The organism is Pseudomonas oleovorans subsp. oleovorans, assembly GCF_002197815.1.
Taxonomy (GTDB): Bacteria; Pseudomonadota; Gammaproteobacteria; order Pseudomonadales; family Pseudomonadaceae; genus Aquipseudomonas; species Aquipseudomonas oleovorans.
This window is the reverse complement of the sequence record NZ_NIUB01000003.1, coordinates 117,692-139,735: the sequence shown is the minus strand read 5'-3', so window position 1 is coordinate 139,735 and position 22,044 is coordinate 117,692. Positions and strand designations below refer to the sequence as shown.

General features: G+C 67.0%; 18 protein-coding genes and 2 riboswitches. Of the genes, 12 read left to right on the top strand and 6 right to left on the bottom strand.

From position 1 onward, the window contains the following. The first annotated feature begins 40 nt into the window (after positions 1 to 40). A complete protein-coding gene (locus PSOLE_RS02615; protein WP_003464862.1) occupies positions 41 to 610 on the top strand; it encodes a flavin reductase family protein in 570 nt (189 codons plus the stop codon). Positions 611 to 622: 12 nt separating this feature from the next. Here PSOLE_RS02615 and PSOLE_RS02610 read toward each other — a convergent pair whose 3' ends face one another. Next, on the bottom strand, positions 623 to 1,234 hold the full coding sequence (locus tag PSOLE_RS02610) for a LysE family translocator (protein ID WP_074856640.1): 612 nt from the start codon (positions 1,232 to 1,234) through the stop codon (positions 623 to 625). A gap of 94 nt (positions 1,235 to 1,328) precedes the next feature. Between PSOLE_RS02610 and PSOLE_RS02605 the strand changes: the two genes are divergently transcribed. Continuing rightward, positions 1,329 to 2,309, top strand: a complete 981-nt coding sequence (locus PSOLE_RS02605) for a GlxA family transcriptional regulator (RefSeq protein WP_074856637.1) — start codon at positions 1,329 to 1,331, stop codon at positions 2,307 to 2,309. An 81-nt stretch (positions 2,310 to 2,390) separates the two neighbouring features. Here PSOLE_RS02605 and PSOLE_RS02600 read toward each other — a convergent pair whose 3' ends face one another. The 5 genes from PSOLE_RS02600 to cobG all read right to left on the bottom strand — a co-directional run bounded on the left by PSOLE_RS02600 (position 2,391) and on the right by cobG (position 8,133). Continuing rightward, positions 2,391 to 3,233, bottom strand: a complete 843-nt coding sequence (locus PSOLE_RS02600; RefSeq protein ID WP_003464855.1) for an AraC family ligand binding domain-containing protein — start codon at positions 3,231 to 3,233, stop codon at positions 2,391 to 2,393. Between the two features lie 454 nt (positions 3,234 to 3,687). Continuing rightward, the gene (gene cobJ / locus PSOLE_RS02595) at positions 3,688 to 5,337 is read right to left on the bottom strand and encodes a precorrin-3B C(17)-methyltransferase (RefSeq protein ID WP_074856634.1); all 1,650 of its coding nucleotides are present in this window, start codon (positions 5,335 to 5,337) and stop codon (positions 3,688 to 3,690) included. A 123-nt stretch (positions 5,338 to 5,460) separates the two neighbouring features. Then, positions 5,461 to 6,201, bottom strand: a complete 741-nt coding sequence (locus tag PSOLE_RS02590) for a precorrin-2 C(20)-methyltransferase (protein WP_074856631.1) — start codon at positions 6,199 to 6,201, stop codon at positions 5,461 to 5,463. Continuing rightward, complete coding sequence (locus PSOLE_RS02585) at positions 6,201 to 6,827, bottom strand: precorrin-8X methylmutase (protein ID WP_003464850.1); 627 nt, start codon at positions 6,825 to 6,827, stop codon at positions 6,201 to 6,203. Before PSOLE_RS02585 ends, PSOLE_RS02590 begins: the two co-directional genes overlap by 1 nt. Beyond that, a complete protein-coding gene (cobG, locus tag PSOLE_RS02580) occupies positions 6,820 to 8,133 on the bottom strand; it encodes a precorrin-3B synthase (RefSeq protein ID WP_074856628.1) in 1,314 nt (437 codons plus the stop codon). Before cobG ends, PSOLE_RS02585 begins: the two co-directional genes overlap by 8 nt. Positions 8,134 to 8,226: 93 nt before the next feature. After that, positions 8,227 to 8,551, bottom strand: a riboswitch (cobalamin riboswitch). A 180-nt stretch (positions 8,552 to 8,731) separates the two neighbouring features. Between cobG and cbiE the strand changes: the two genes are divergently transcribed. The 10 genes from cbiE to PSOLE_RS02530 all read left to right on the top strand — a co-directional run bounded on the left by cbiE (position 8,732) and on the right by PSOLE_RS02530 (position 21,731). Beyond that, positions 8,732 to 9,934 (top strand): precorrin-6y C5,15-methyltransferase (decarboxylating) subunit CbiE, encoded by a 1,203-nt coding sequence (gene cbiE, locus PSOLE_RS02575; RefSeq protein ID WP_074856625.1) that lies wholly within the window; start codon positions 8,732 to 8,734, stop codon positions 9,932 to 9,934. Then, positions 9,931 to 10,659 (top strand): cobalt-precorrin-6A reductase, encoded by a 729-nt coding sequence (locus PSOLE_RS02570; protein ID WP_074856622.1) that lies wholly within the window; start codon positions 9,931 to 9,933, stop codon positions 10,657 to 10,659. The genes cbiE and PSOLE_RS02570 overlap by 4 nt, the downstream gene beginning before the upstream one ends. Before the next feature lie 192 nt (positions 10,660 to 10,851). Next, positions 10,852 to 11,550: a (2Fe-2S) ferredoxin domain-containing protein gene (locus PSOLE_RS02565; RefSeq protein ID WP_074856619.1), complete on the top strand. Its 699-nt coding sequence runs from the start codon at positions 10,852 to 10,854 to the stop codon at positions 11,548 to 11,550. A 102-nt stretch (positions 11,551 to 11,652) separates the two neighbouring features. Further along, positions 11,653 to 11,846, top strand: a riboswitch (cobalamin riboswitch). Positions 11,847 to 12,180: 334 nt separating this feature from the next. After that, entirely contained in the window at positions 12,181 to 14,289 is a 2,109-nt protein-coding gene (locus PSOLE_RS02560) for a TonB-dependent receptor (RefSeq protein ID WP_074856616.1), read from the top strand. Next, on the top strand, positions 14,289 to 15,059 hold the full coding sequence (locus PSOLE_RS02555; protein WP_074856613.1) for an ABC transporter ATP-binding protein: 771 nt from the start codon (positions 14,289 to 14,291) through the stop codon (positions 15,057 to 15,059). Before PSOLE_RS02560 ends, PSOLE_RS02555 begins: the two co-directional genes overlap by 1 nt. Further along, a complete protein-coding gene (locus PSOLE_RS02550) occupies positions 15,059 to 16,087 on the top strand; it encodes an ABC transporter substrate-binding protein (protein ID WP_088339287.1) in 1,029 nt (342 codons plus the stop codon). The genes PSOLE_RS02555 and PSOLE_RS02550 overlap by 1 nt, the downstream gene beginning before the upstream one ends. Next, a complete protein-coding gene (locus tag PSOLE_RS02545; RefSeq protein ID WP_074856610.1) occupies positions 16,084 to 17,091 on the top strand; it encodes a FecCD family ABC transporter permease in 1,008 nt (335 codons plus the stop codon). Before PSOLE_RS02550 ends, PSOLE_RS02545 begins: the two co-directional genes overlap by 4 nt. A gap of 84 nt (positions 17,092 to 17,175) precedes the next feature. After that, a complete protein-coding gene (cfaB, locus tag PSOLE_RS02540) occupies positions 17,176 to 18,360 on the top strand; it encodes a C17 cyclopropane fatty acid synthase CfaB (RefSeq protein WP_074856606.1) in 1,185 nt (394 codons plus the stop codon). A gap of 40 nt (positions 18,361 to 18,400) precedes the next feature. Continuing rightward, on the top strand, positions 18,401 to 20,158 hold the full coding sequence (locus tag PSOLE_RS02535) for a sensor histidine kinase (RefSeq protein WP_074856604.1): 1,758 nt from the start codon (positions 18,401 to 18,403) through the stop codon (positions 20,156 to 20,158). Between the two features lie 232 nt (positions 20,159 to 20,390). Next, complete coding sequence (locus tag PSOLE_RS02530; protein WP_074856602.1) at positions 20,391 to 21,731, top strand: sigma-54-dependent transcriptional regulator; 1,341 nt, start codon at positions 20,391 to 20,393, stop codon at positions 21,729 to 21,731. Positions 21,732 to 22,044 lie beyond the last annotated feature (313 nt).

Genomic DNA, 22,044 nt, shown 5'->3' with positions numbered 1-22,044 from the left:
AGCCAGCATGCAGGCGCCTTTTTCGCTTTCAGGAGTCTGCATGAGCGCGTCCATTCATTCCGTCGACCTGGCCAAGGCCTACCGTCTACTCAACCACGGGCCGACCGTGCTGGTGTCGGCGCGTCATCAGGCTGTGGATAACGTCATGGCGGCAGCCTGGTGCTGCGCCCTGGATTTCGATCCGCCGAAGCTGACCGTGGTGCTGGACAAGGCCACCCGCACCCGCGCGCTGATCGAAGGCAGCGGCCTGTTCGCCATCCAGGTGCCGACCGTGGCTCAGCTGCAACTGACCCAGGCGGTGGGCAGCGCCAGCCTGGCCGATGATCCGGCGAAGCTGGCCCATGCCGGGGTCGAGTTGTTCGAGATGGCAGGCCACGATGTGCCATTGGTGGCCGGCTGCTCCGCCTGGCTGGTCTGCCGGCTGATCGATGAGCCGCATAACCAGCAGGCCTACGACCTGTTCATCGGCGAGGTGATCGCGGCCTGGGCGGACGAGCGCGTGTTCCGCGACGGCCGCTGGCATTTCGAAACGGCCGACCCGAGCCTGCGCAGCCTGCATCACGTCGCGGGCGGGCACTACTACGCGATTGGCGAGGCGCTCAAGGCCTGATGTCGGGCGTGCTCAGCGCGCCAGCGGTAGCGCTACACCGATCAGCACGAAGAGCACGCCGCAACTGCGGTTGAAGGTGCGGCCGCCGCGTTGCAGCCAGGGCCGTACGCGGAAGGCCAGCAACGCCAGCAGCAGCTCGACGAGGAACTCGACCACGGCGAAGGTCGCTGCCATCACCACGAACTGCACGGCCAGGCCACGCTGCGGGTCGACGAACTGCGGTAGAAAGGCGCCGTAGAACAGGATCACCTTGGGATTCGACAGCGCCGACAGCAGGCCTTGGCGAAACAGCCGGCTGGCGCTGGGGCGCACACCGCTGTCGGCCAGGGTCAGGGTCATCGGTGGCGAGCGCCACAGCTGCACGCCCAGCCAGATCAGGTAGGCGCCGCCGATCCACTTCAGCGCCAGCAGCGCGTTGGGCGCGGTCTTGAGCAGCGCACTGAGGCCGAACATGGCCAGTGCGATCAAGGTACTGAAGCCAACCACACCGCCAAGGATGGTGGCCAGTGCCATGCGCGAGCCGTACAGCCCGCCGTGGGTCAGCGCCAGAAGGCTGTTGGGGCCGGGCGTCAGAGCCAGGCCAAGGGTGGCGACGAAGTAGACGAGCCAGAGTTCTAGAGCCATGCGGGTCTCCTGTTTGGGCGCGGCCAGTCTAGTCAGCGGCAGGTACTTGAATAAGGTAGATTCTGGCTATCTAGCAGTTGATTCTGGACATAACATGGCCGAAAGCCCCGATCTGCGTTTTCTCCTGTTGCCCTTGCCGGAGTTCGCCCTGCTGCCGTTTGGTGGTTTTCTCGACAAGTTGCGTTTTAGCGCCGACGACGAGGACTACAGTCGCCAGCGTTACTGCACCTGGACGATTCTCGGCCTGCAGCCAGGGCATGTGCTGTCCAGCAGCGGTGCGGCGCTGCGTATCGAGGCGACGCCGGACGAGCTGAAGCTGGCCGACTACGACTATCTGGTGTTGTTCGGTGGGCGCAACGCACAGGCCACCGCTGCGCTGGCGCCGGCCTACCAGCCGTTGCTGCGTCGCGCCGCACGCGCCGGAGTGAAGCTGGTGGCGATCGACAATGCCAGCTTCCTGCTCGCCGCCTGCGGCCTGCTCGACGGTCATCGGGTGGCAGTGCACTGGCGCCATGAGGCGGAATTCCGTGCCAGCTTCCCGAACTTGCGCCTAGCCCGCGAGCGCCTGTACTGCTTCGATGGCGCGCGGATCTCCTGCGCTGGCGGTACGGCGGCCATCGACCTGGCGGTGGAGCTGTTGGCCCAGGGCAGCGGCCGGGCGCGGGCGCTCAAGGGCCTGGCCGACATGCTGGTGGACGAGACGCGCAGCGGCCAGCACGCGCTGCGTTCACTGCACACCACACCGAGCGGCGAGCGCCATGTCGACCGCGCCATCGCCCTGATGCGCCACGGTCTGGCCAGTGCCGATGGCATCGAGCAGTTGGCGGCCAGCGTTGGCATCAGCCGGCGTCAGCTGGATCGCCTGTTCCACGCCAGCCAGGGCATGAGTGCGCGCGAATACTGGAACGAGCTGCGCCTGCAGCATGTGCGCTGGCGCCTGCTCAACTCCAGCCACAGCCTGGCGCAACTCGCCGACGAGATCGGCGCCGGCGATGCCAGCCACCTGGGCAAGCTGTTCCGCCAGCGTTTCGGTGTTGCGCCTGGCGCCTTCCGCCGTCAGGGCGGTGTGTTGTAGGAGCCGCGCCCCGCGGCGAATGCTGCGGATAAGCTCGGTATCGCGGCATCGCCGCAATCGCTTCGCGCCGGGGCGGCGCTCCTACAGGCTTGCCAGCGGCGGCAGCCACACTGAAGCCAGTAGCAACAGGGCCATGCTGCGGTTGAACAACAGCAGCCGGGCCGGTTGTCGCAACAGGCGCGCGCCGCCGACGCCCAGCACACCCCAGACCAGCAGGCAGGGCGTGGATACCAGCAGGAACAGCGTCGCGTAGCTCGCCACCGCGCCGAACGAGGCCTGGCCGTCGAGGAAGATCGCCGTGACCGAGATGCTCATCAGCCAGGTCTTGGGGTTGATCAGTTGCAGGCCAGCGCCCTGGGCGAAGCCCTGGCGCCGGTCGACGCCGCAGACTCGCGCCAGTTCGTCGAGGCCGATGTTCTGGTGAAAGTGCGCATGCAGATAATCGCGAGCACGCAGGGCCACACTGGCGATCTGTGGGTTGCCCGACAGGCGCTGGCGCCAGTGCAGACTGCGCGAGATACGTTCCAGCAGCGCATCCAGCGTGGCGTCGCGCACCATGCGTGGCTCGCCGTCGCGCAGCGCCTGCAGGGCGTTGGCAATACACGGCAGCAAGCCAGGATCGTCCGGCTGGGTGCGCCGCACGCCGGGCAGGCAGTCGGCGGGTGCCTGCTCGAACAGTCCCGGCAATGCCTTTTCCAGCCAGGCTGGTTCGAGGTAGAGCGTGGAATAGGTGAAGCCACCCGGCGTCGGCGCGTGGCCGTCATGGATATCGCCGGGTTCGAGGAAGAAGGTCTGGCCGGGCACGCTACTGAACAGCGCGCGGCGGCAATGAAACTGCTGCACACCCTGCTCGGTAAAGCCGATCAGGTAGCTGTCATGCCAGTGTGGATCGTAGGCGTGCCCCTCGAAATGCGCGCGGATCACCTCGATGCCGGTATCGGCATCCTGCTTGAGGTCGACCCATGATTGCGCGTTCGTCGACTGTTGCCTGTCGTTGCTGTGAACGCCCGAGCTTAGCGCGTCCGACGCGCAGGGCTAGAAGGTTTGTGCAGACGCGCTTTTCGTAGGAGCCGGCTTGCCGGCGATCAAGGTGTCCGACGGTGCTGTATCGCCCGCAAGCGGGCTCCTACGGGTCGGGATATCGGCACTTGGTGCGTGGGTCTGTGAGGTGTGCGCAGACGCGCTTTTCGTAGGAGCCGGCTTGCCGGCGATCAAGGTGTCCGACGGTGCTGTATCGCCCGCAAGCGGGCTCCTACGGGTTGGGATACCGGCACTTGGTGCGTGGGTCTGTAAGGTGTGCGCAGACGCGCCGTTCGTAGGAGCCGGCTTGCCGGCGATCAAGGTGTCCGACGGTGCTGGATCGCCCGCAAGCGGGCTCCTACAGATCGGGATACCAGCGCGGCGTATAGACCCACTCGCCGCCATCGGCGCGCGGGAAGCGGCGGGTCTGACTGGAGCCGATGATCACCAGGGTGCGCATATCGACCAGCTCCGGCGTCAGCTCGCCGAGGGTGAGGGTGCGCAGGGCTTCGGCCGGGCGGCCGATATCGCGGCCGAGCACCACCAGCGTTTCTGGCGTGCGGTGCTGGCGCAGCAACTCCAGCGCGCGGCCGAGCTGCCAGGGGCGCGACTTGGAGATCGGGTTGTAGAAGGCCATGGCCAGATCGGCTGCGGCGGCATGCTCCAGGCGCTTCTCGATCACCGCCCAGGGCTTGAGGTTGTCGGACAGGGAGATCAGGCAGAAGTCGTGGCCCAGCGGTGCGCCGGCCTTGGCGGCGGTGGCCAGGGCGGCGGAGACGCCCGGCAGCACCTCCAGTTCGACGCCGTGCCAGGCCTCGTTCTGCGGGCTTTCCAGCGCCTCCATCACCGCCGCGGCCATGGCGAACACGCCGGGGTCGCCCGAGGAGATCATCACCACCCGGCGGCCAGCGGCGGCCAGCTCGAAGGCGTGAGCGGCGCGCTGCAACTCTTCGCGGTTGTCGCTGGGATGCACGCATTGATCGGCGCGCAGCGGGCCGGCCATCTTCACGTAGGTGTCGTAGCCGAGTAGGTCTTCGGCCTCGTCGAGGGCACGGCGCACGGCGGGCGTCATATGTTCGGCGGCGCCGGGGCCGAGGCCGACCACGCTGAGGCGGCCACGGCGCTGGCCGAGGCGTTCGATATCCAGTGGTTGTTCGCCCAGCAGCAGGCGCAGGCCGTCGCCGGCATGGTGCTCGGGCGGCAGCTCGGCTGTGCTGTGAATAAAGCGCAGTGGCAGGTTCAACTCGGCTGCAGCAGCGTGTAGCTCGGCATTGGCCATCCAGTCTTTGTCCGCGAGCAAAACGGCCAGCGCTTGCGGCGCCAGGTTGGCATCGCTATACGCCTGCTGCAGGCGAGCCGGTAGGTCGGCGCCGGGGCGTTCGATAAGTGCGGCGGCGCTGCGCGGGTGGATCAGCAGTTCGTCCGGCTGCGCCGGGCGTGCCTGCGCGGTGATGTGGATTACACGATCGGCAGCGTTATCCACAGGCAACTGCGCGGCTTCCAGCCAGGGCGCCTGGCCTTCGATGCGGACCGTCTCGCCGCCGAGCAGGTCGCTGACGAAGCGCTTGCCTTGTTGTAGGTCGGCCAGCGCGTAGCCGGCCGGTGGTTCCAGCAGACAGGTGCCGAAGCGCAGCTCGCCGCTGGTGGTGATGGCCGGCGTCACACCCAGGTGCGCGGCGATCTCGCGGGCCAGGCGGTTGACCCCGGCCAGGCCGCCGAGCAACGGCACCACGGCGCTGCCGTCTTCGGCCAGGGCCAGTACCGGCGGCTCGGCGCCTTTTTCCGCCAGCAGCGCGGCCAGGCTGCGGATGACGATGCCGGCGGCGCACAGCACCAGCAGCGGCTGGCCGGCGCGATACAGGGCGCGCAGGTGTTCGCCGAAGTCGTCGTAGTGACGTTCGGCGCCATCGGCACGGCCGCGCAGGCCATGGATCACGGCCTGTGGATAAAGTGACTTGAGGCGTTGTGCAGTGGCCAGCGCGCTGGCGCCGAGGATGACGATGTTCATGCGGTAAATCCTTGCAATCCGGGGAATGGGTTTCCCGGGGTGCATCCGTATACGGTCTTGAGACGGGTAGGGCGGGTGCAACCCGCCAGCTCGCTGCAGGCGGGTTGCACCCGCCCTACGGCATTACCCCCGCCATTTCTGCCCAGGCACCAGAATCATGGAAAAGTACGGCGAATCCATCGGCTCCACCTCGTCCAGCGGCACTATCTTCTGGCTGGCCATGGTCGCGCGCTCGACGTAATGGGCGCGGTCGTCCAGGCCGAGCTTGCGCAGCACGCGGCGCACCTTGTCGAAGTTGCGCCCGAGCTTCATCACAACCGCCGCTTCGGCGTCGCGCAGGCGCTGTTCCAGCTCGTCTTCCGGCAGCACGCCAGAGAGCACGCTCAAGCTCTGGTTGCGGTAGACCAGCGGCGTGCCCAGCACCGAGGCGCAGCCGAGCATGGAGCAGACGCCGGGCACCACCTCCACCTTGTAGCGGTCGGCCAGGCGGTCGTGCAGGTACATGTAGGAGCCGTAGAAGAACGGGTCGCCTTCGCAGATCACCGCCACGTCCTGGCCGGCGTCCAGTAATTGGGCGATCTGCTGCGCGCAGGTGTCGTAGAAGTCGGCGATCACATCCTCGTAGCTCAGCGGCGGGGCGAGCTTCTCGGTGGTCACCGGGTAGACCAGCGGCAGGCGCTGCTGGGCGGCGTCCAGATGTTCCTCAATGATGCTGAAGGCGTTACCGCCATGGCCGGCATTGTGCTTGGCCTTGGCCACGAAATAGGCCACCACGGGCGCCGATTTCAGCAGGCGCAGCGCCTTGAGGGTAAGCAGCTCGGGGTCGCCGGGGCCGACGCCCAGGCCAAGCAGACGGCCAGCCATCACTCCACCTCCGAGGCGAGGGCGTTGACTGCCGCCACTGCCATGGCGCTGCCGCCGCGGCGACCACGGACGATCACGTAGGGCACGCCACGGCTGTCTGCGGCCAGCGCATCTTTCGATTCTGCCGCGCCGATAAAGCCCACCGGCATGCCGATGATCAGCGCCGGTTTCGGCGCGCCGGCGTCGAGCATTTCCAGCAGGTAGAACAGCGCGGTGGGCGCATTGCCGATCACCACCACGCTGCCTTCCAGATGCTCGCGCCAGTGCTCCAGGGCCACCGCCGAGCGGGTGTTGCCGACTTCGCGGGCCAGCTCCGGTACGCCGGCGTCGTGCAGGGTGCAGATCACCTGGTTGTTCGCCGGCAGGCGCGGGCGGGTGATGCCCTCGGCGACCATGCGCGCATCGCAGAGGATCGGCGCGCCGGCTAGCAGGGCGGCGCGGCCAGCGGCGCCAGCACCGGGGGAGAAGCGCAGGTCCTCCACCACATCGACCATGCCGCAGGCATGGATCACCCGCACGGCGAGTTTTTCCAGGTCGGCGGGAATGCCGTTGAGGTTGGCCTCGGCGCGGATGGTGGCGAAGGAACGGCGGTAGATTTCCTGGCCGTCGCGGATGTAATCAAGCATCGGGGGTTCCTGCGGGGTGTTGGCGGGCGAACCAGGCGCCGGCTTCGTCGATGGTCATGGCTGGCACCAGCAGACGGCCGAAACCGGGCGCCTCGGGTGTGCGTTGGTAGAGCTGGTAGTGATCGGGCGTGCTGGCCAGCAGGGTATAGGGCAGCACGCGGGCGCTGGCGCAACTGCGCGGGCAGGCGCTGAGATGCACCTGCGGGCGGGCGCCGCTTTCGCGCAGCAGCTCCGCCAGGTGCAGGGCGTGGTGTTTGCTATCGGCCAGGCCGCGCTCGCAGGCCGCCGCGCCGGTGCAGGCGACCAGGCCGAGCAGCGGTTCGTCGATATGCGTCAGCAGGCCGAGCTCGCCTAGCGCCGCCAGCAGCTCACCGCTGGCGGCTTCCGGCACATTGCCCAGCAGCACGCCCTGCCAGGGCGTCAGGCGTAAATTTCCATCGCCGTGGTGCTCGCTCAGTTGGGCCAGCGTCAACAGTTGCTCGGCGTGCAGCCGGCCTAGTTGGGCGCCAGCAGCGACCATACACAGGCCGCTCTGCGCCTGTGGATAAATACCAGCCGGGACGTGGTCGAGCGGAGCGCTCTGCTGCCAATTGACCGGCACCGGTTGCAAGGGAAAATCCAGACGTGCTTGCAGACGTTGCAGCAGTTCGTCGGCTGGGATCTGTTGCAGCAACTGGCGCATGCGCGATTGCTCGGGTGTCGCCAGTTCGAGGAACAGCTGCAGGAGTTGGCGCACCAGCTCTACGCCGTGTGTCGCTTCGATGCGCGCCAGCGGCGTCTCGACAGGGCAGCCGGCCAGGCCCAGCAGCAGGTGCTGCTCGTTCTCGGCGACCAGCCATAGATCGTGCGGGTGTTCGCGCATGGCCAAGGTTTCGCCGCCATCCAGTTGCAGGGCGAACTTGGGCGACAGTGCGTGCAGCACCGGGGTGTCCTGCAGCAGGTCGAGCAACTGATTGGCCAACGGGCGCACGTCCATCCGCGCCTGTGGGTCAAGGCCGGCGGCGGGGCTGAGCAGCAGGTTGCGCACATCGTCTGCGTCTGCCACGCGCGGGCCAAGTCCGGCGCTCAGCAGGGCGTCGATCAGCGCGCTTTCCTGGCCAGGCAGCACGCCGCGAACCTGCAGGTTGCTGCGGTTGGTCAGCTCCAGCACGCCGCTGGCACAGTGCCTGGCCGCCTCGGCAATCGCCCGCGCCTGGGCGCAGCGCAGCACGCCGCCAGGCAGCTTGATGCGGCAGATGCCGCCATCGAGCGCGGGGACGATGCGCAGCAGGCCGGGGCAGGCGGAAGGGCGGACGGATGTGGGCAAGCGGTCACCTGTGGATAACGACGCGGCGACCGAACCAGCGAAATCCCATAGGGGACTCCATGGCATCGGTACACCCCGCCCGATGTTGGCACTCGCGACCAGCGTTCGTCGGCAGGTCTCCTGGCTGACAGGTCTTGATCCGCTGCGCCTTCCCGGTACAGGCCGTTGAAAAACTATCTGCGTTGGCAATACGGCGTTAAAAACGGCCTCAAAATGCTCATTTACAACACGTAAACTGCGCTTTTTCGGTCGTTTTTGCCTTGTCTTGCCTGCCTCGCTTACGTTTTTCAGCGGCCTGTTTCCAGTGGCCGATTGCGTAGGACTCGCTGTTTACAGTTGCGGGGGCAGCCACGGTTTTACCGTGTTCCCTCTTGGGGAAACTCTGAAATGACCATTTACCGTCACTCCCGCGAAGGCGGGAGCCCAGGTAGTACTGAGATTATGGATTCCCGCCTGCGCGGGAATAACGACTATTTCAGAGTTTCCTTAGGCCCTTTACTGAGTCGTATCGACTCAAGGGCACCGACGAAGGCGCTATTATGCCCGCTTTGCCCCGAGCGCGGACAGGCGCTCCGTCGGGCCTGTGCGAGGACATTGGATGAAACCCTGGTTGACCCTGGTTGGCATCGGCGAAGACGGCTATCCCGGCCTGGGCAAGGCCGCGCGCCGCGCACTGTTGGCGGCCACGCGTATTGTCGGTGCACCGCGCCAGCTGGCGCTGTTGCCACCGTGCATCACGGGCGAGCGGGAAACCTGGCCGAGCCCCTTCGATCTGCAACCGCTGCTGGCCCGGCGTGGCGAGGCGGTGTGCGTGCTGGCCAGCGGTGATCCGATGTTCTATGGCGTTGGTGCCAGCCTGGCGCGCCAGGTGCCGGTCGACGAACTGCAGGTTTTGCCGGCGCCGTCCTCGGTGTCGCTGGCAGCGGCGCGTCTGGGCTGGCCGCTGCAGGAGGTGGAGGTGGTCTCCTTGGTCGGCCGGCCGCTGACCACGCTCAACGCCCGGTTGTATCCCGGTACGCGCCTGCTGGTATTGAGCGCCGATGGCGATACGCCTGCGCTGGTTGCCGAAGCGCTGCGTGCGCGCGGTTTCGGCGCCAGCCGCCTGAATCTGCTGGAGCACCTTGGCGGCCCCAACGAGCGCCGTATCGATGGCCTGGCCGCGAGCTGGAACCTTCCGCGTGGCGCCGACCTCAACCTGCTGGCGGTGGAGTGCCTGGCTGATGCCGGGGCGCAACTGTTGCCACCAACTTGCGGCCTGCCGGACGAGGCCTACCGCCACGACGGCCAACTGACCAAGCGCGACGTGCGCGCGGTCACCCTGGCGCGCCTGGCCCCGCTACCCGGCGAGCTGCTGTGGGATGTCGGTGCCGGTTGTGGCTCCATCGGCATCGAGTGGATGCGCGCACACCCGGCCTGCCGGGCCATCGCCATCGAAGCCAACGAGGGGCGCCAGGAACATATCCGCCATAACCGCGACACGCTCGGCGTACCCGGCCTGCAACTGGTCGCCGGGCACGCGCCTGAGGCGCTGGATGGACTGCCCGCGCCGGAGGCGATCTTTATCGGCGGTGGCGTCACCGTGCCCGGCGTGCTGGACGCCTGCTGGGACGCGCTCAAGTCCGGCGGGCGTCTGTTGGCCAATGCCGTGACCATTCAGAGCGAGGCAGCGCTGGTCGCCTTCCGCGAACAGAATGGCGGTGAGCTGCTGCGTCTTACCGTGGCCCAGGCGCAGCCGCTGGGCGGCTTCGACACCTGGCGCGCGGCGCTGCCGATCACCCTGCTGGCGGCCTATAAATCGTGACGGCGCGTATCCTGTTGCTCGGTGGCACCACCGAGGCGCTGCGTCTGGCGCGTCGACTGGGGCCGGAAACCATCTACAGCCTGGCCGGCCTTGGCCGGGTGCCGGATGACCTGGCCTGCCGCGTGCGCGTCGGCGGCTTTGGCGGTGCCGATGGCCTGGCCGCCTTTACCGCCAGCGAAGGCATCGAGCTGCTGCTGGATCTGACCCACCCCTATGCGGCGCAGATCAGCCATAACGCGGCCCGCGCTGCAGAACTGGCGGGCGTGCCCTGCTGGGCATTGCGTCGCCCTGGCTGGCAACCCGGCGCGGGTGACGACTGGCGCGAGGTGGAAGGCTGGGATGAACTGACCCGTGCACTGGCGCCTTTCGAGCGGCCGTTTTTCACCTCCGGGCGTGAGCCGCTGGCGCATCTGCATGAAATACCCGAACACCAGCACTGGACGGTACGCTGCCTGCAGGCCGAGCCGGCGCCGCCGCGCGCAGAAGTGATCGGCGCACGTGGGCCGTTCTCGCTGGATGAGGAGCGCGCGCTGTTCGCCCGTATCCGCTGCGACGTGCTGGTGAGCAAGAACAGCGGCAGCGCCTCCACCGAACCCAAGCTGCAGGTCGCCCGTGAGCTTGGATTGCCGGTTTTGCTGTTGCGTCGCCCGCAGTTGCCGGTGGTAACGCGTGATTTCGCGGAGTTGGACGCTCTCTACGAGGCGCTGTCCTTGTCGGGCGGGTGAAACCCGCCCTACGCTTGACGCAACGCCGCCTGCCATTGCCAGTGGTGACGCGCGAGTTCACTGAGTTGGATGCCTGGGGCGAAGCGCTGCTTCTGTAGGGCGGGTGAAACCCGCCACTGCCGATCTGGCGGGTTGCAGCCGCCCTACGCTTGCCGTTGCGCTGCTAGACTGCCGGCCCTTTTGGAGACTGTCATGAGCCAAGCCCCTTACGCGCGCATCCTGTTCATCGGCCCCGGCCTGGGGCGTGGTGCATCGTCCGAGCGTCTGCAGCAGCGCATTGAAGCGTTGCTCGGCGAGGCGCATCTGCATGACAGCGAGCAGGATGGCTTCTGGCAGGCCATCGATGAGGCGCCACGCCCGTTGCTGGTGGTCGATCTGGAGCCACGCGCCGATGCCGCGCACCGCGACTGGCTGCGCGAGTGCATCGCCGAACGCGGTAACGGGAGCGAGGTATTCGTGGTTTGCAGCGCCATGGAAGATGCCTGGCTCGATGGCCTGAGCGCACTGCTGGCGCATCGTCAGGCGCATCTGCCCTGCAGTGACGTGCCGCCCGTGCCTGCGCACCACGCCTGGTCGCAGATCCCGCCACACGCCCAACGCCTGCTGCTGTGCAATGGCCCGCGCTGCACGCGCAAGGGTGCGTTGGGCCTGTGGAAAACCCTGCGCCAACGGCTCAAGGCAGCAGGCAAGCTGGAGTGCGAGGGCGGTGTGCATATCACCCGCAGCCAGTGCCAGTTCCCCTGCGACCTGGGCCCCACCGCGAGTCTATATCCACAGGGCGAGTGGTACGGCATCCAGGACGAGGCGGCGGTGATTCGTCTGGTCGATGAGCGCCTGGTAGCGGGCAGGGCGCTGCCGGAGTTGCGTATCGATGAGCAGGGCAACAATTAGCAACTCGGATTACGCCTGCGGCCAATCCAGGCTACGAGCAATCGCCGCTAAAGCACCTCCCACAATTGCCCCCGCGCCTTGACTTGAGCGGGTGCGGGTGGTCATATCCGCCCCGCTTCAGGTGTCTCACGCCGCCGCGCGTGAGGTGAAACGGGAAGTCGGTTGAAGTCCGACGCTGCCCCCGCAACGGTAAGCGAGCGACCGCATCGATACGCCACTGTGCGCCACGCGCATGGGAAGGCGATGCGTTCATGACCCTCGCAAGCCCGGAGACCGGCCTGGAGTCGTTTGTGTCTGGCAACCCGCGGTGGGCGGGCGTTGACTCCAGTATGGCGCCGCCGTGCCCCTGTCTGCTGTTGCGCATTTCCATCGGATTGCCGTGCCTTTTCTCTTTGCGATGGAAGCAATATGGCGCGCCATTTCCGCTACAAGAACCTCTCTTCTGCATGCCTGAACGAAGGGCGTGAGCCCGTCTCGGGCTACCTGCGAAAAACGATAATGTTATGTTATAACAATAACATTATCGCCTCAGGCACTGACTGCGAAGCGTCAAGGCTGGCCGCCTTCAACTCGCACACCCGGAGCCTGGAGCGTCCTGACGACTCTCCTGGAAGATCCGGAATCACTCACGTGCAGCACCTTCTACGCCTCTGCTCCCTGCCATTCGCGCTGCTGCTTGGCGGTGTGGCCATGGCCAGCGAATCTCCTGTCGATCTCCCTGCCGTCACCGTCCAGGCGCATGCTGCCGAGGAAGGCGAGAGCGATCTGCATACACCTACTACGTCCGGCTCGCGCCTGGAGCTTTCGGCCCTGCAAACGCCGGCCAGCACCAGCAGCCTGAGCGGCGCCGAGGTACGCGGGCGCAACAACCTGACGGTGCAGGACGCCGTGACCCGCACGCCGGGTATCAGCAGCATCGGCTCGCCCGGCAATGGCGGCACCGCGCTGTCGGCGCGCGGCTTCACTGGCCATTCGGCGACCATGCAGCTGTACGATGGCACCCGCCAGTACGTCGGCGCCGGCACCGTGACCTTCCCGGTGGACACCTGGTCTGTAGCGCGCATCGACGTGCTGCGCGGCCCGGCTTCGGTGCTCTATGGTGAGGGCGCCACCGGCGCGGTGATCAACGTAGTGCCGAAGAAGCCCTTCGCCGGCGAGATCCGCAACCAGCTGCGCCTCGGCTACGGCAGCGACGACCGCCGTCAGGCTGCGCTGGACAGCGGCGGTTCGCTGAGTGACGAACTGAGCTACCGCTTCAACATCAATCAGCAGGCCAGCAATGGTTGGGTCGACCGCGGTGATTCGGACAGCCTGGCGCTCAGCGCCGCCCTGCGCTGGGACGCCCATGACGACCTGAGCTTCACCCTGTCCCACGACCATGGCGACCAGAGCCCGATGCGTTATCTCGGCACGCCGCTGGTGGCCGGCAAGTACCGCGAGAGCATCCGCGAGCGCAATTACAACGTCGCCGACGCGGATATCCGCTACAACGACCAGATCACCCGCCTGGTGACGGACTGGCGCATCAACGACGCGCTCAGCGCCAGCAACCAGCTCTACTACATCAAGACCCAGCGCTACTGGCGCAATGCCGAGGCCTATCGCTGGCAGCCGGGTGATACGGTCGAGCGCAGCGAGTTCTACCGGATCAAGCACACCCAGGAGCAGGTCGGCGACCGCCAGACCTTCACCCTCGATCACGCCCTGTTCGGCCTCGATAGCCGCACGGTGGTCGGTGTGGATTACAACCGCATCCACTTCGCCCGCCAGCACGATTTCGCCAGCAGCTTCAGCGACAGCGTGCCGCTGGCCGGCTCCGGCGGCGGTCAGTACCAGAGCACCGACCCGCTCGGCTACGGCCCGCGTGAGCGCAACCTGGCGCGGCAGTTCTCGCTGTTCGCCGAGAACCGCACCCAGCTGACCGAGCGCCTGTCGCTGGTCACCGGGGTGCGCCGGGATCAGGTGCATCTGCAGCGCGACAACCTGATCGATGGCAGCAGCGCCGACCGTAGCCTGAGTGGCGACAACTGGCGCGCCGGGCTGGTCTTCGCGCTGACCCCGGAGCTGTCGCTGTACGGTCAGTACGCCACCAGCACCGAGGGGGTGAACAACCTGCTGACCCTGAACCCGACTCAGCAGCAGTTCGACCTCAGCGAAGCCAGGCAGAGCGAAATCGGCCTCAAGCAGATGTTCTGGGGCGGGCAGGGCGAGTGGACGCTGGCGGCCTACCATATCGTCAAAAAGAAGCTGCTCAGCCGCGAAACCCCTACCTCGCCCACCGAGCAGATCGGCCAGCAGTCTTCCGATGGTCTGGAGGCCACCCTGGAATTGGCGCTGGGTCGGGGCTGGCAGGTGTCGGCCAACGCCGCCTTGGTGCGCGCCGAGTACGACGACTTCATCGAAGGTGGTGGCGACCGCAGCGGCAAGCGCCCGACCGATGTGCCCAAGCGCACCGCCAACCTGTGGCTGAACAAGGCGCTTGGTGGCGGCGTGGATGCCGGCATCGGCGCGCGTTATGTCGATGCGCGGTATGCCGATACGGCCAACACCGCCAAGGTCCCTGGCTACACCGTGGTCGATGCCAACGTCGCCTGGCAGGCATTGCCGGACGTGCGCCTGGGCCTGGAGCTGAACAACCTGTTCGACCGCCAGTACGCCACCACCGCCAGCAGCGACGGCGAGCAGTGGTATCTGGGGGCGCCGCGTTCGTTCTTCGTCACCGCGGATTACAGCTTCTGATGACTCCGCGTTTGCGTATTCAGGCGCTGGCCTGGTCGCCCGACGGCCAGCGTCCGCTGCTCGACGGCATCGACCTGGACGTCGGCGATGGCGAGCTGCTGGGGCTGATCGGCCCCAACGGCAGCGGCAAGACCAGCCTGCTGCGCTGCGCCTATCGCTTCCAGCGGCCCAGCGCCGGCCAGGTCAAGCTGGACGGCGAGGCGCTGTGGCAGCGCCCGCCGCGCTGGAGTGCGCAGCGCGTGGCCGTGGTGCTGCAGGAATTTCCGCAGGACTTCGGCCTGCGCGTGCACGAGGTGGCGGCCATGGGCCGTACGCCGCACAAGGGGCTGTTCGATGGCGACGATGCCGAGGATCGGCGCCTGGTGGATGAGGCGCTGGCCCGTGTCGGTTTGAGCGGCCTGGCGCAGCAGCCCTTCGCCTGCCTCTCGGGTGGCGAGAAGCAGCGCGCTCTGCTCGCCCGTGCCCTGGTGCAGCAGCCGCAAGTGCTGATCCTCGACGAGCCGACCAACCACCTCGATCCGCGCTACCAGCTCGAACTGCTGGGCCAGATCAAGGCGCTGGGCCTGGCGACACTGGCCAGCTTCCACGACCTCAACCTGGCGGCGGCCTTCTGCGACCGCCTCTGCGTGCTCGACCAGGGCCGTCTGGTGGCCATCGGCACGCCTGCCGAGGTGCTGACCGCCGAGTTGCTGCGGCAGGTGTTCGGCCTGCAGGCGCTGGTCGATACCCATCCACTGGCGGGTTATCCGCGCATTACCTGGATTGTTTGATGAAGCGTTTACGCACGGTTGCATCTGTAGGAGCGAGCTCTGCTCGCGAACCCTGGGGAACGACAGAAGCTTCGCGAGCAAAGCTCGCTCCTACACTCATTGGCGTGATCCTGCTGGCGCTGGCCAGCCCCGCCTGGGCCGCCACCGTCACCAGCTGCGATCGCCAACTGACCATCGAGCGACCGCCGCAGCGTGCGGTCAGCCACGACATCACCCTGACCGCCATGCTCCTGGACCTCGGTCTGAGGCAGCGCATGGTCGGCTACAGCGGCATCAGCGGCTGGAAGACCGTCGAGCCGGCCATGCAGGCGCAGCTCGATGGGCTGCCCGAACTGGCCGCGCGCTATCCGTCGCTGGAGAATCTGCTCGATGCCGACGCCGACTTCTTCTTCGCCGGCTGGAACTACGGCATGCGCATCGGCGGCGAGGTCACCCCGGCCAGCCTGGCGCGCTTCGGCATCCCGGTGTACGAGCTGAGCGAGTCCTGCGCGCACGTTATGCCCAAGCGCGTCGCCAGCCTGGACGATGTCTATACCGACCTGCGCAATCTCGGGCGCATCTTCGCCGTCGAGGATCGTGCCGAGACCCTGGTACAGGGCATGCAGGCGCGGGTAGCGGCGGTAAGTGCGCAGCTCGGTGAGCAACCGACACGGCCGCGGGTGTTCGTCTACGACAGCGGCGAGGACCTGCCCTTCAGTGCCGGCCGCCTGGGCATGCCGCAGTCGCTGATCGCCGCGGCCGGTGGGCGCAACGTGATGGACGGCGTAGCGGCCAACTGGATGCAGGTAGGCTGGGAAGCCGTGGTCGAGCAGGACCCGGAGCTGATCCTGATCGTCGACTATGGTGAGCGCACGGCTACGCAGAAGCGCGATTTTCTCCTGCAGCACCCGGCGCTGCAGGGCGTCACGGCGATTCGCGAGCAGCGCTTCGTGGTGCTCTCCTATCTCGCCGTCACACCGAGCCTGGACAACGTCGCCGCCATCGAAACCCTGGCTGCCGCGCTGCATCCCGAGGCCTTCGCGCAGTGACGCGTTTTCGCTTGCTGCTGCTCGGCCTGGCGGTATTGCTGGTGCTGTCCTGTGCGCTGTCGCTGGTCTTCGGCGCGGCTCAGGTGCCGCTGGAGCGCGTGCTGGCAATACTCGCTCGGCAGCTGTTCGGCATCGAGCCCGCAGTGGCGGTGAGCGTCGGCCAGGACAGCATCGTCTGGCAACTGCGCGCGCCACGGGTGTTGCTCGGCGCGCTGGTGGGCGCCGGGTTGGCGCTGGTGGGTACGGCGCTGCAGGCGGTAACGCGCAACCCGCTGGCCGACCCGCACCTGCTCGGCGTCAGCTCTGGCGCAGCCTTCGGTGCGGTGCTCGTGGTGCTTTATCTGGGCGAGTTCGCCGGGATGCTCAGCCTGCCGCTGGCGGCCTTCGTCGGCGCCATGGCGAGCATGCTGCTGGTGCTGGCCATCGCCAGTCGCGGCGGTCGGCTGCACAGCGAGCGCCTGCTGCTGGCCGGCGTGGCGGTGTCGTTCGTGATGATGGCGGCGAGCAACCTGTTGCTGTACCTGGGCAACCCGCACGCGGCCAGCTCGGTGCTGTTCTGGATGCTTGGCGGCCTCGGTCTGGCGCGCTGGGAGCTGCTCTGGCTGCCGGCGCTGTGCCTGCTGCTGGCGCTGGCGGTGCTGCTCGGCCTGGGTCGCGCGCTGAATGCGCTGATGGCCGGCGAGCAGAGCGCGGTGAGCCTGGGCCTGGAGCCACGGCGGGTACGTCTCGTGGTGTTCGTGGTGGCCTCGCTGCTCACCGGCGTGCTGGTATCGCTGTCCGGCGCCATCGGTTTCGTCGGGCTGATGCTGCCGCACGTGGCGCGCTTTCTGGTCGGCGCCGAGCATCGTCGCGTGCTGCCGGTGGCGGCGCTGCTGGGGGCGCTGTTCCTGGTCTGGGTCGATGTCGCCGCGCGCACCTGGCTGGCACCGCAGGATCTGCCCATCGGCATCGTCACCGCCGCCATTGGCGGAGCATTCTTCGTGGCCCTGCTCAGGCGCCGCTAGTCGCCAGGATCGAACTGCTGCAAGGGCGCAAAGGTCATCTAAGCTAGTCTCTGTAACACAGACTCCTGGCCAGGAGGGATGCCCATGCTCGCGCAACTGCCCACCGCACTTCGTGATCTACGACTGCCGCTGCGCCTGAAACTGTGGGACGGCAAGCAGATCGACCTTGGGCCCAAACCCAGGGTGACGCTGGTGGTGAAAGATCCCTCGCTGGTCACGCAATTGGCCCACCCCAGCCTGGATGCATTGGGCGCTGCCTATGTCGAGGGGCGTGTGGATCTGGAAGGCCCCATCGAAGAGGCCATCGAGGTTGGCGATGCGCTGAGTACGGCGCTGCTCGGGGATGAATCCACACCAGCTGAGCCATACGCCGCCCACGACAAACGCAGCGACGCCGAGGCCATCAGCTACCACTATGACCTGTCCAACGAGTTCTACCGACTTTGGCTGGACCGCGACATGGTCTACTCCTGCGCCTACTTCGAAACCGGTCAGGAAGACCTGAACCAGGCCCAGCAGGCCAAGCTGCGCCACCTGTGTCGCAAGCTGCGTCTGCAGCCGGGTGACAGGCTGCTCGACGTCGGTTGCGGCTGGGGCGGCCTGGCGCGTTTTGCCGCGCGCGAGTTCGACGTCGAGGTCTACGGCATCACCCTCAGCCAGGCGCAGCTGGAGCTGGGCCTGCAGCGCGTGGTCGAGGAAGGTCTGGAAGGGCGCGTGACCCTGGAGCTGCTGGATTACCGTGACCTGCCGCAGGACGGACGCTTCGACAAGGTGGTCAGCGTCGGCATGTTCGAGCACGTCGGCCACGCCAACCTGCCGCTGTACTGCCAGCGTCTGTTCGGCGCGGTCAAGGCCGGCGGCCTGGTGATGAACCATGGCATCACCTCGCGCTTCACCGACGGCCGTCCGGTCGGTCGTGGCGCCGGTGAGTTCATCGACCGCTACGTGTTCCCGCAAGGTGAGCTGCCGCACCTGGTGACCATCAGCAAGGCGATCAGCGAGGTCGGGCTGGAGATCGTTGATGTCGAGAGCTTGCGCCTGCACTACGCGCGCACCTTGCAGCTGTGGAGCCAGGGCCTGGAGCGGCAGCTGCAGAAGGCCGCGCAGTGGGTACCGGAAAAGTCCCTGCGTATCTGGCGCCTGTACCTGGCCGGCTGCGCGTACGGCTTCCAGCATGGCTGGATGAACCTGCATCAGATCCTGGCGGTGAAACCGCGCGATGACGGCGGTCATGATCTGCCGTGGACCCGTGCTGACCTGTATTCGTGATGGAGTAACATGCGGCTCGTATTGATCCCGCGAGCCGCCTATGCCCTTGCCGCAGCGTCCCCGTTATCGCTCCCGCGTTCTGCTCACCGTCCTGGCGATTCTTGCCGGCCTGCTGCTGAGCCTGTGGCTGGGTGGACGCTATGCCGAGCAGCGCGCCTGGGACGAGCGCAGCATCGAGGCGCGCGGGCAACTGCAGCTCTATGCCCAGTCGATCCGCACCCTGGTCGAGCGCTTCAGCTCGGTACCCGAGGTGCTGGCGCTGGACAGCGACATTCGTAGCCTGCTGCGCGCACCGCATGATCGTCAGCTGCGCCTGGCGCTGAACCAGCGCCTGGAGCGACTCAACGCGGCGGCCGGCTCCACCGTGCTGTACCTGCTCGATGCCCAGGGCGAAACCCTGGTGGCCAGCAACTGGCGCGACTGGAGCAGCTTTGTCGGCAACAACTACGCCTTCCGGCCCTATTTCCAGAACGCCCTGCGCGATGGCGGCGCACGCTATTTCGCGGTGGGCGTGACCACCGGTATTCCCGGCTATTTTCTCTCCCACGTGGTGCGCGATGCCAAGGGCGAGCTGCTCGGCGTGCTGGTGGTCAAGCTGGAGCTGGAGGACCTGCAGCGCGAATGGGTCGGCCAGCCCGGGGTGCTGATGGTCGCCGACAGCTATCAGGTGGTGATCCTCAGCAACAAGCCGATCTGGCGCTTCCGCGCTCTGCAGCCGCTCGACGAACAGGCGCGTGCCGAACTGGTGGAGGTGCGCCGCTACGCCGAGCAGGCGCTGCAGCCGCTGGCGCATCAGGTGCATCGGCACATCGACGACGATGCTGACTGGGCACGCGTCGATGGCCCCGACGGTAATCGCGACTATCTCTGGCAGCGTCTGCACATGCCCGAAGAGGGCTGGAACCTGCATCTGCTCAGCGAGCCGGTCGGTCTGGCGGACAGCGTGCGCAGCTATCGCCTGGCTGCTGCCGGGGTATGGATGACCCTGGCCTTCCTCCTGCTATTCCTTATCCAGCGGCGCAAGAACCAGCGTTTGCAGGCCGGTATCCGCGAGCGCCTGGAGCGCGAGGTGGCGCTGCGCACCGCCGAGCTGCGCCAGGCCCAGGAAGGCCTGGTGCATGCCGCCAAGATGGCCGCGCTGGGGCAGATGTCGGCGGCGCTGGCGCACGAGATCAACCAGCCGCTGACCGCCCTGCAGATGCAGCTCGGCAGCCTGCGCCTGCTGCTCGACAGTGGTCGGCCGGAAGCGGTGCGCGACGGCCTGCAGCGCATCGATGGTCTGCTGCAGCGCATGGCGGCGCTGACCGGCCACCTCAAGACCTTTGCCCGCAAGACCCCGGCCGGCCTCAGCGAGCGCCTGTGCCTCGGTGACGTGCTGGAGCAGGCCTTGCAGCTGCTGGCGCCGCGCATGCGCAACGAGCAGATCGAACTGCGCACGCAGATCGACGATGACGCCGAAGTGCTCGGTGATGCCATTCGCATCGAGCAGGTGATTCTCAACCTGCTGCACAACGCCCTCGATGCCATGGCCGAGAGCGAGCCGCGCGTTTTGCTGGTGCGCATCGCCCGCGAAGGCGACAGCTGCCTGCTCAGCGTCGAGGACAGTGGCGGCGGCATCGCCGAGGAAACCCTCGGGCGGGTGTTCGAACCCTTCTTCACCACCAAGCCGGTGGGGCAGGGGCTGGGGCTCGGGCTGGCGGTGTCCTACGGTATCGTGCGCGATCTCGGCGGCACGCTGGAGGCGCACAACGGCGAGCTGGGTGCAGTGTTTACCTTGCGTTTGCCCGCCGCGCCGTAACCCGGATTGCTGCGCGTAGGCCTTGTAGGAGCCCGCTTGCGGGCGATGCTCCGCGCCACAAAGGCCTATCGCCGGCAAGCCGGCTCCTACACGGGGCATATCGGTGGGCCTGGGGTGGGTTGGTGCTCGCTGCGCGGCGCTGCCTGATCGTAGTGTGCGCGGTGCGCACCGGTCGTTGCCCCGGATTGCATTCGTCGGGCTACACTGCCCGCCGTTCTCAAGAGGAGGTGCCATGAGCGCTCAGGTCATAGTGGTCGACGACGAAGCGGCGATTCGCGAGGCGGTGCAGCAGTGGCTGGAGCTGTCCGGTTTCGACGTACGTACCTGCGCCAGTGCGGCCGAAGCCTTGGCTCTGGTCGACCGCGACTTCCCCGGCATCGTCGTCAGCGATGTGCGCATGCCCGGCAGCGATGGCCTGCAATTGCTGGACAAGCTGCTGCAGGTAGACACCGACCTGCCGGTGATCCTGGTCACCGGTCATGGCGATGTACCCATGGCGGTACAGGCGCTGCGTCAGGGTGCCTATGACTTCATCGAGAAACCCTTCACCCCCGAGCGTCTGCTCGACAGCGTGCGCCGCGCGCTGGACAAGCGCCGGCTGGTTTGCGAGAACCGCCAACTGCGTCGGCAGGTGGCCGACAAGGGCCGTATCGAGAGCCAACTGATCGGCATTTCGCGGCCGATGGAAAACCTGCGGCGGCAGATCCTCGAACTGGCCGGCACCTCGGTCAACGTGCTGATCCGCGGCGAGACCGGCAGCGGCAAGGAGCGCGTGGCGCGCAGCCTGCACGATTTCAGCCCGCGTGCCAGCAAGGCCTTCGCCGCGCTGAACTGTGCGGCGATTCCCGAGACCATCTTCGAAAGCGAGCTGTTCGGTCACGAGAGTGGCGCCTTCACCGGCGCCCAGGCACGGCGCATCGGCCGTATCGAGCATGCCGATGGCGGTACCCTGTTTCTCGACGAGGTGGAGAGTCTGCCGCTGGCGCAACAGGTCAAACTGCTGCGCGTGCTGCAGGAAAAGACCCTGGAACGCCTCGGCTCGAACAAGAGCATCCAGGTCGATCTGCGAGTGATCAGCGCGGCCAAGCCGGATCTGCTCGACGAGGTCAAGGCCGGGCGTTTCCGCGAGGACCTGGTGTACCGCCTCAACGTCGCTACCCTGCATATTCCGCCGCTGCGCGAGCGCCGCGAGGACATTCCGCTGTTGTTCGAACATTTCGCCCACGAGGCGGCGCTGCGTCATGGGCGCGAAGCGCCGCCACTGGCGCCGAGCGAGCTTGCTCGGTTGCTCGGTCATGACTGGCCGGGCAACGTCCGTGAGCTGATCAACGCTGCCGAGCGCCATGCCCTGGGGCTGTCCAGCCCGCCGCCGGCCGAGCGCTTTGCCGGCCAGGCGCTGGCGCAGCAGATGGAAGCCTTCGAGGCGCAGTGCCTGCACAACGCCTTGCTGCAGTGCCAGGGCAACATCACCGCGGTGATGGAAATGCTGCAGCTGCCGCGCCGCACCCTCAACGAGAAGATGCAGCGCCATGGCCTGGCGCGCGGTGATTACCTGCCTGGCGGCGAAGAATGAGCACGCGCTATAGGAGCCGGCTTGCCGGCGATCTTGGGCGGCTGCTCACCTTGGGATGTTCTGAAAAGGCCACTTATCGTCACTCCCGCGAAGTCGGGAGCCCTGGTGATTTGCAGATTCTGGGTGCCCGTCTGCGCGGGCATGACGGTTTCCCTTGACCTGTGGCAGCCCCGCCCCGGGCGACGCTTTTGGGTAGGAGCTTGGCATTGCGCGATGGCCGCCATTCGCCGCGGGGCGCGGCTCCTACAGGGCGCGTGACGTGATAAGCGGATTTTTGCCGACCCTGTCACGGATGTAGGCGATTTCCCGCTCA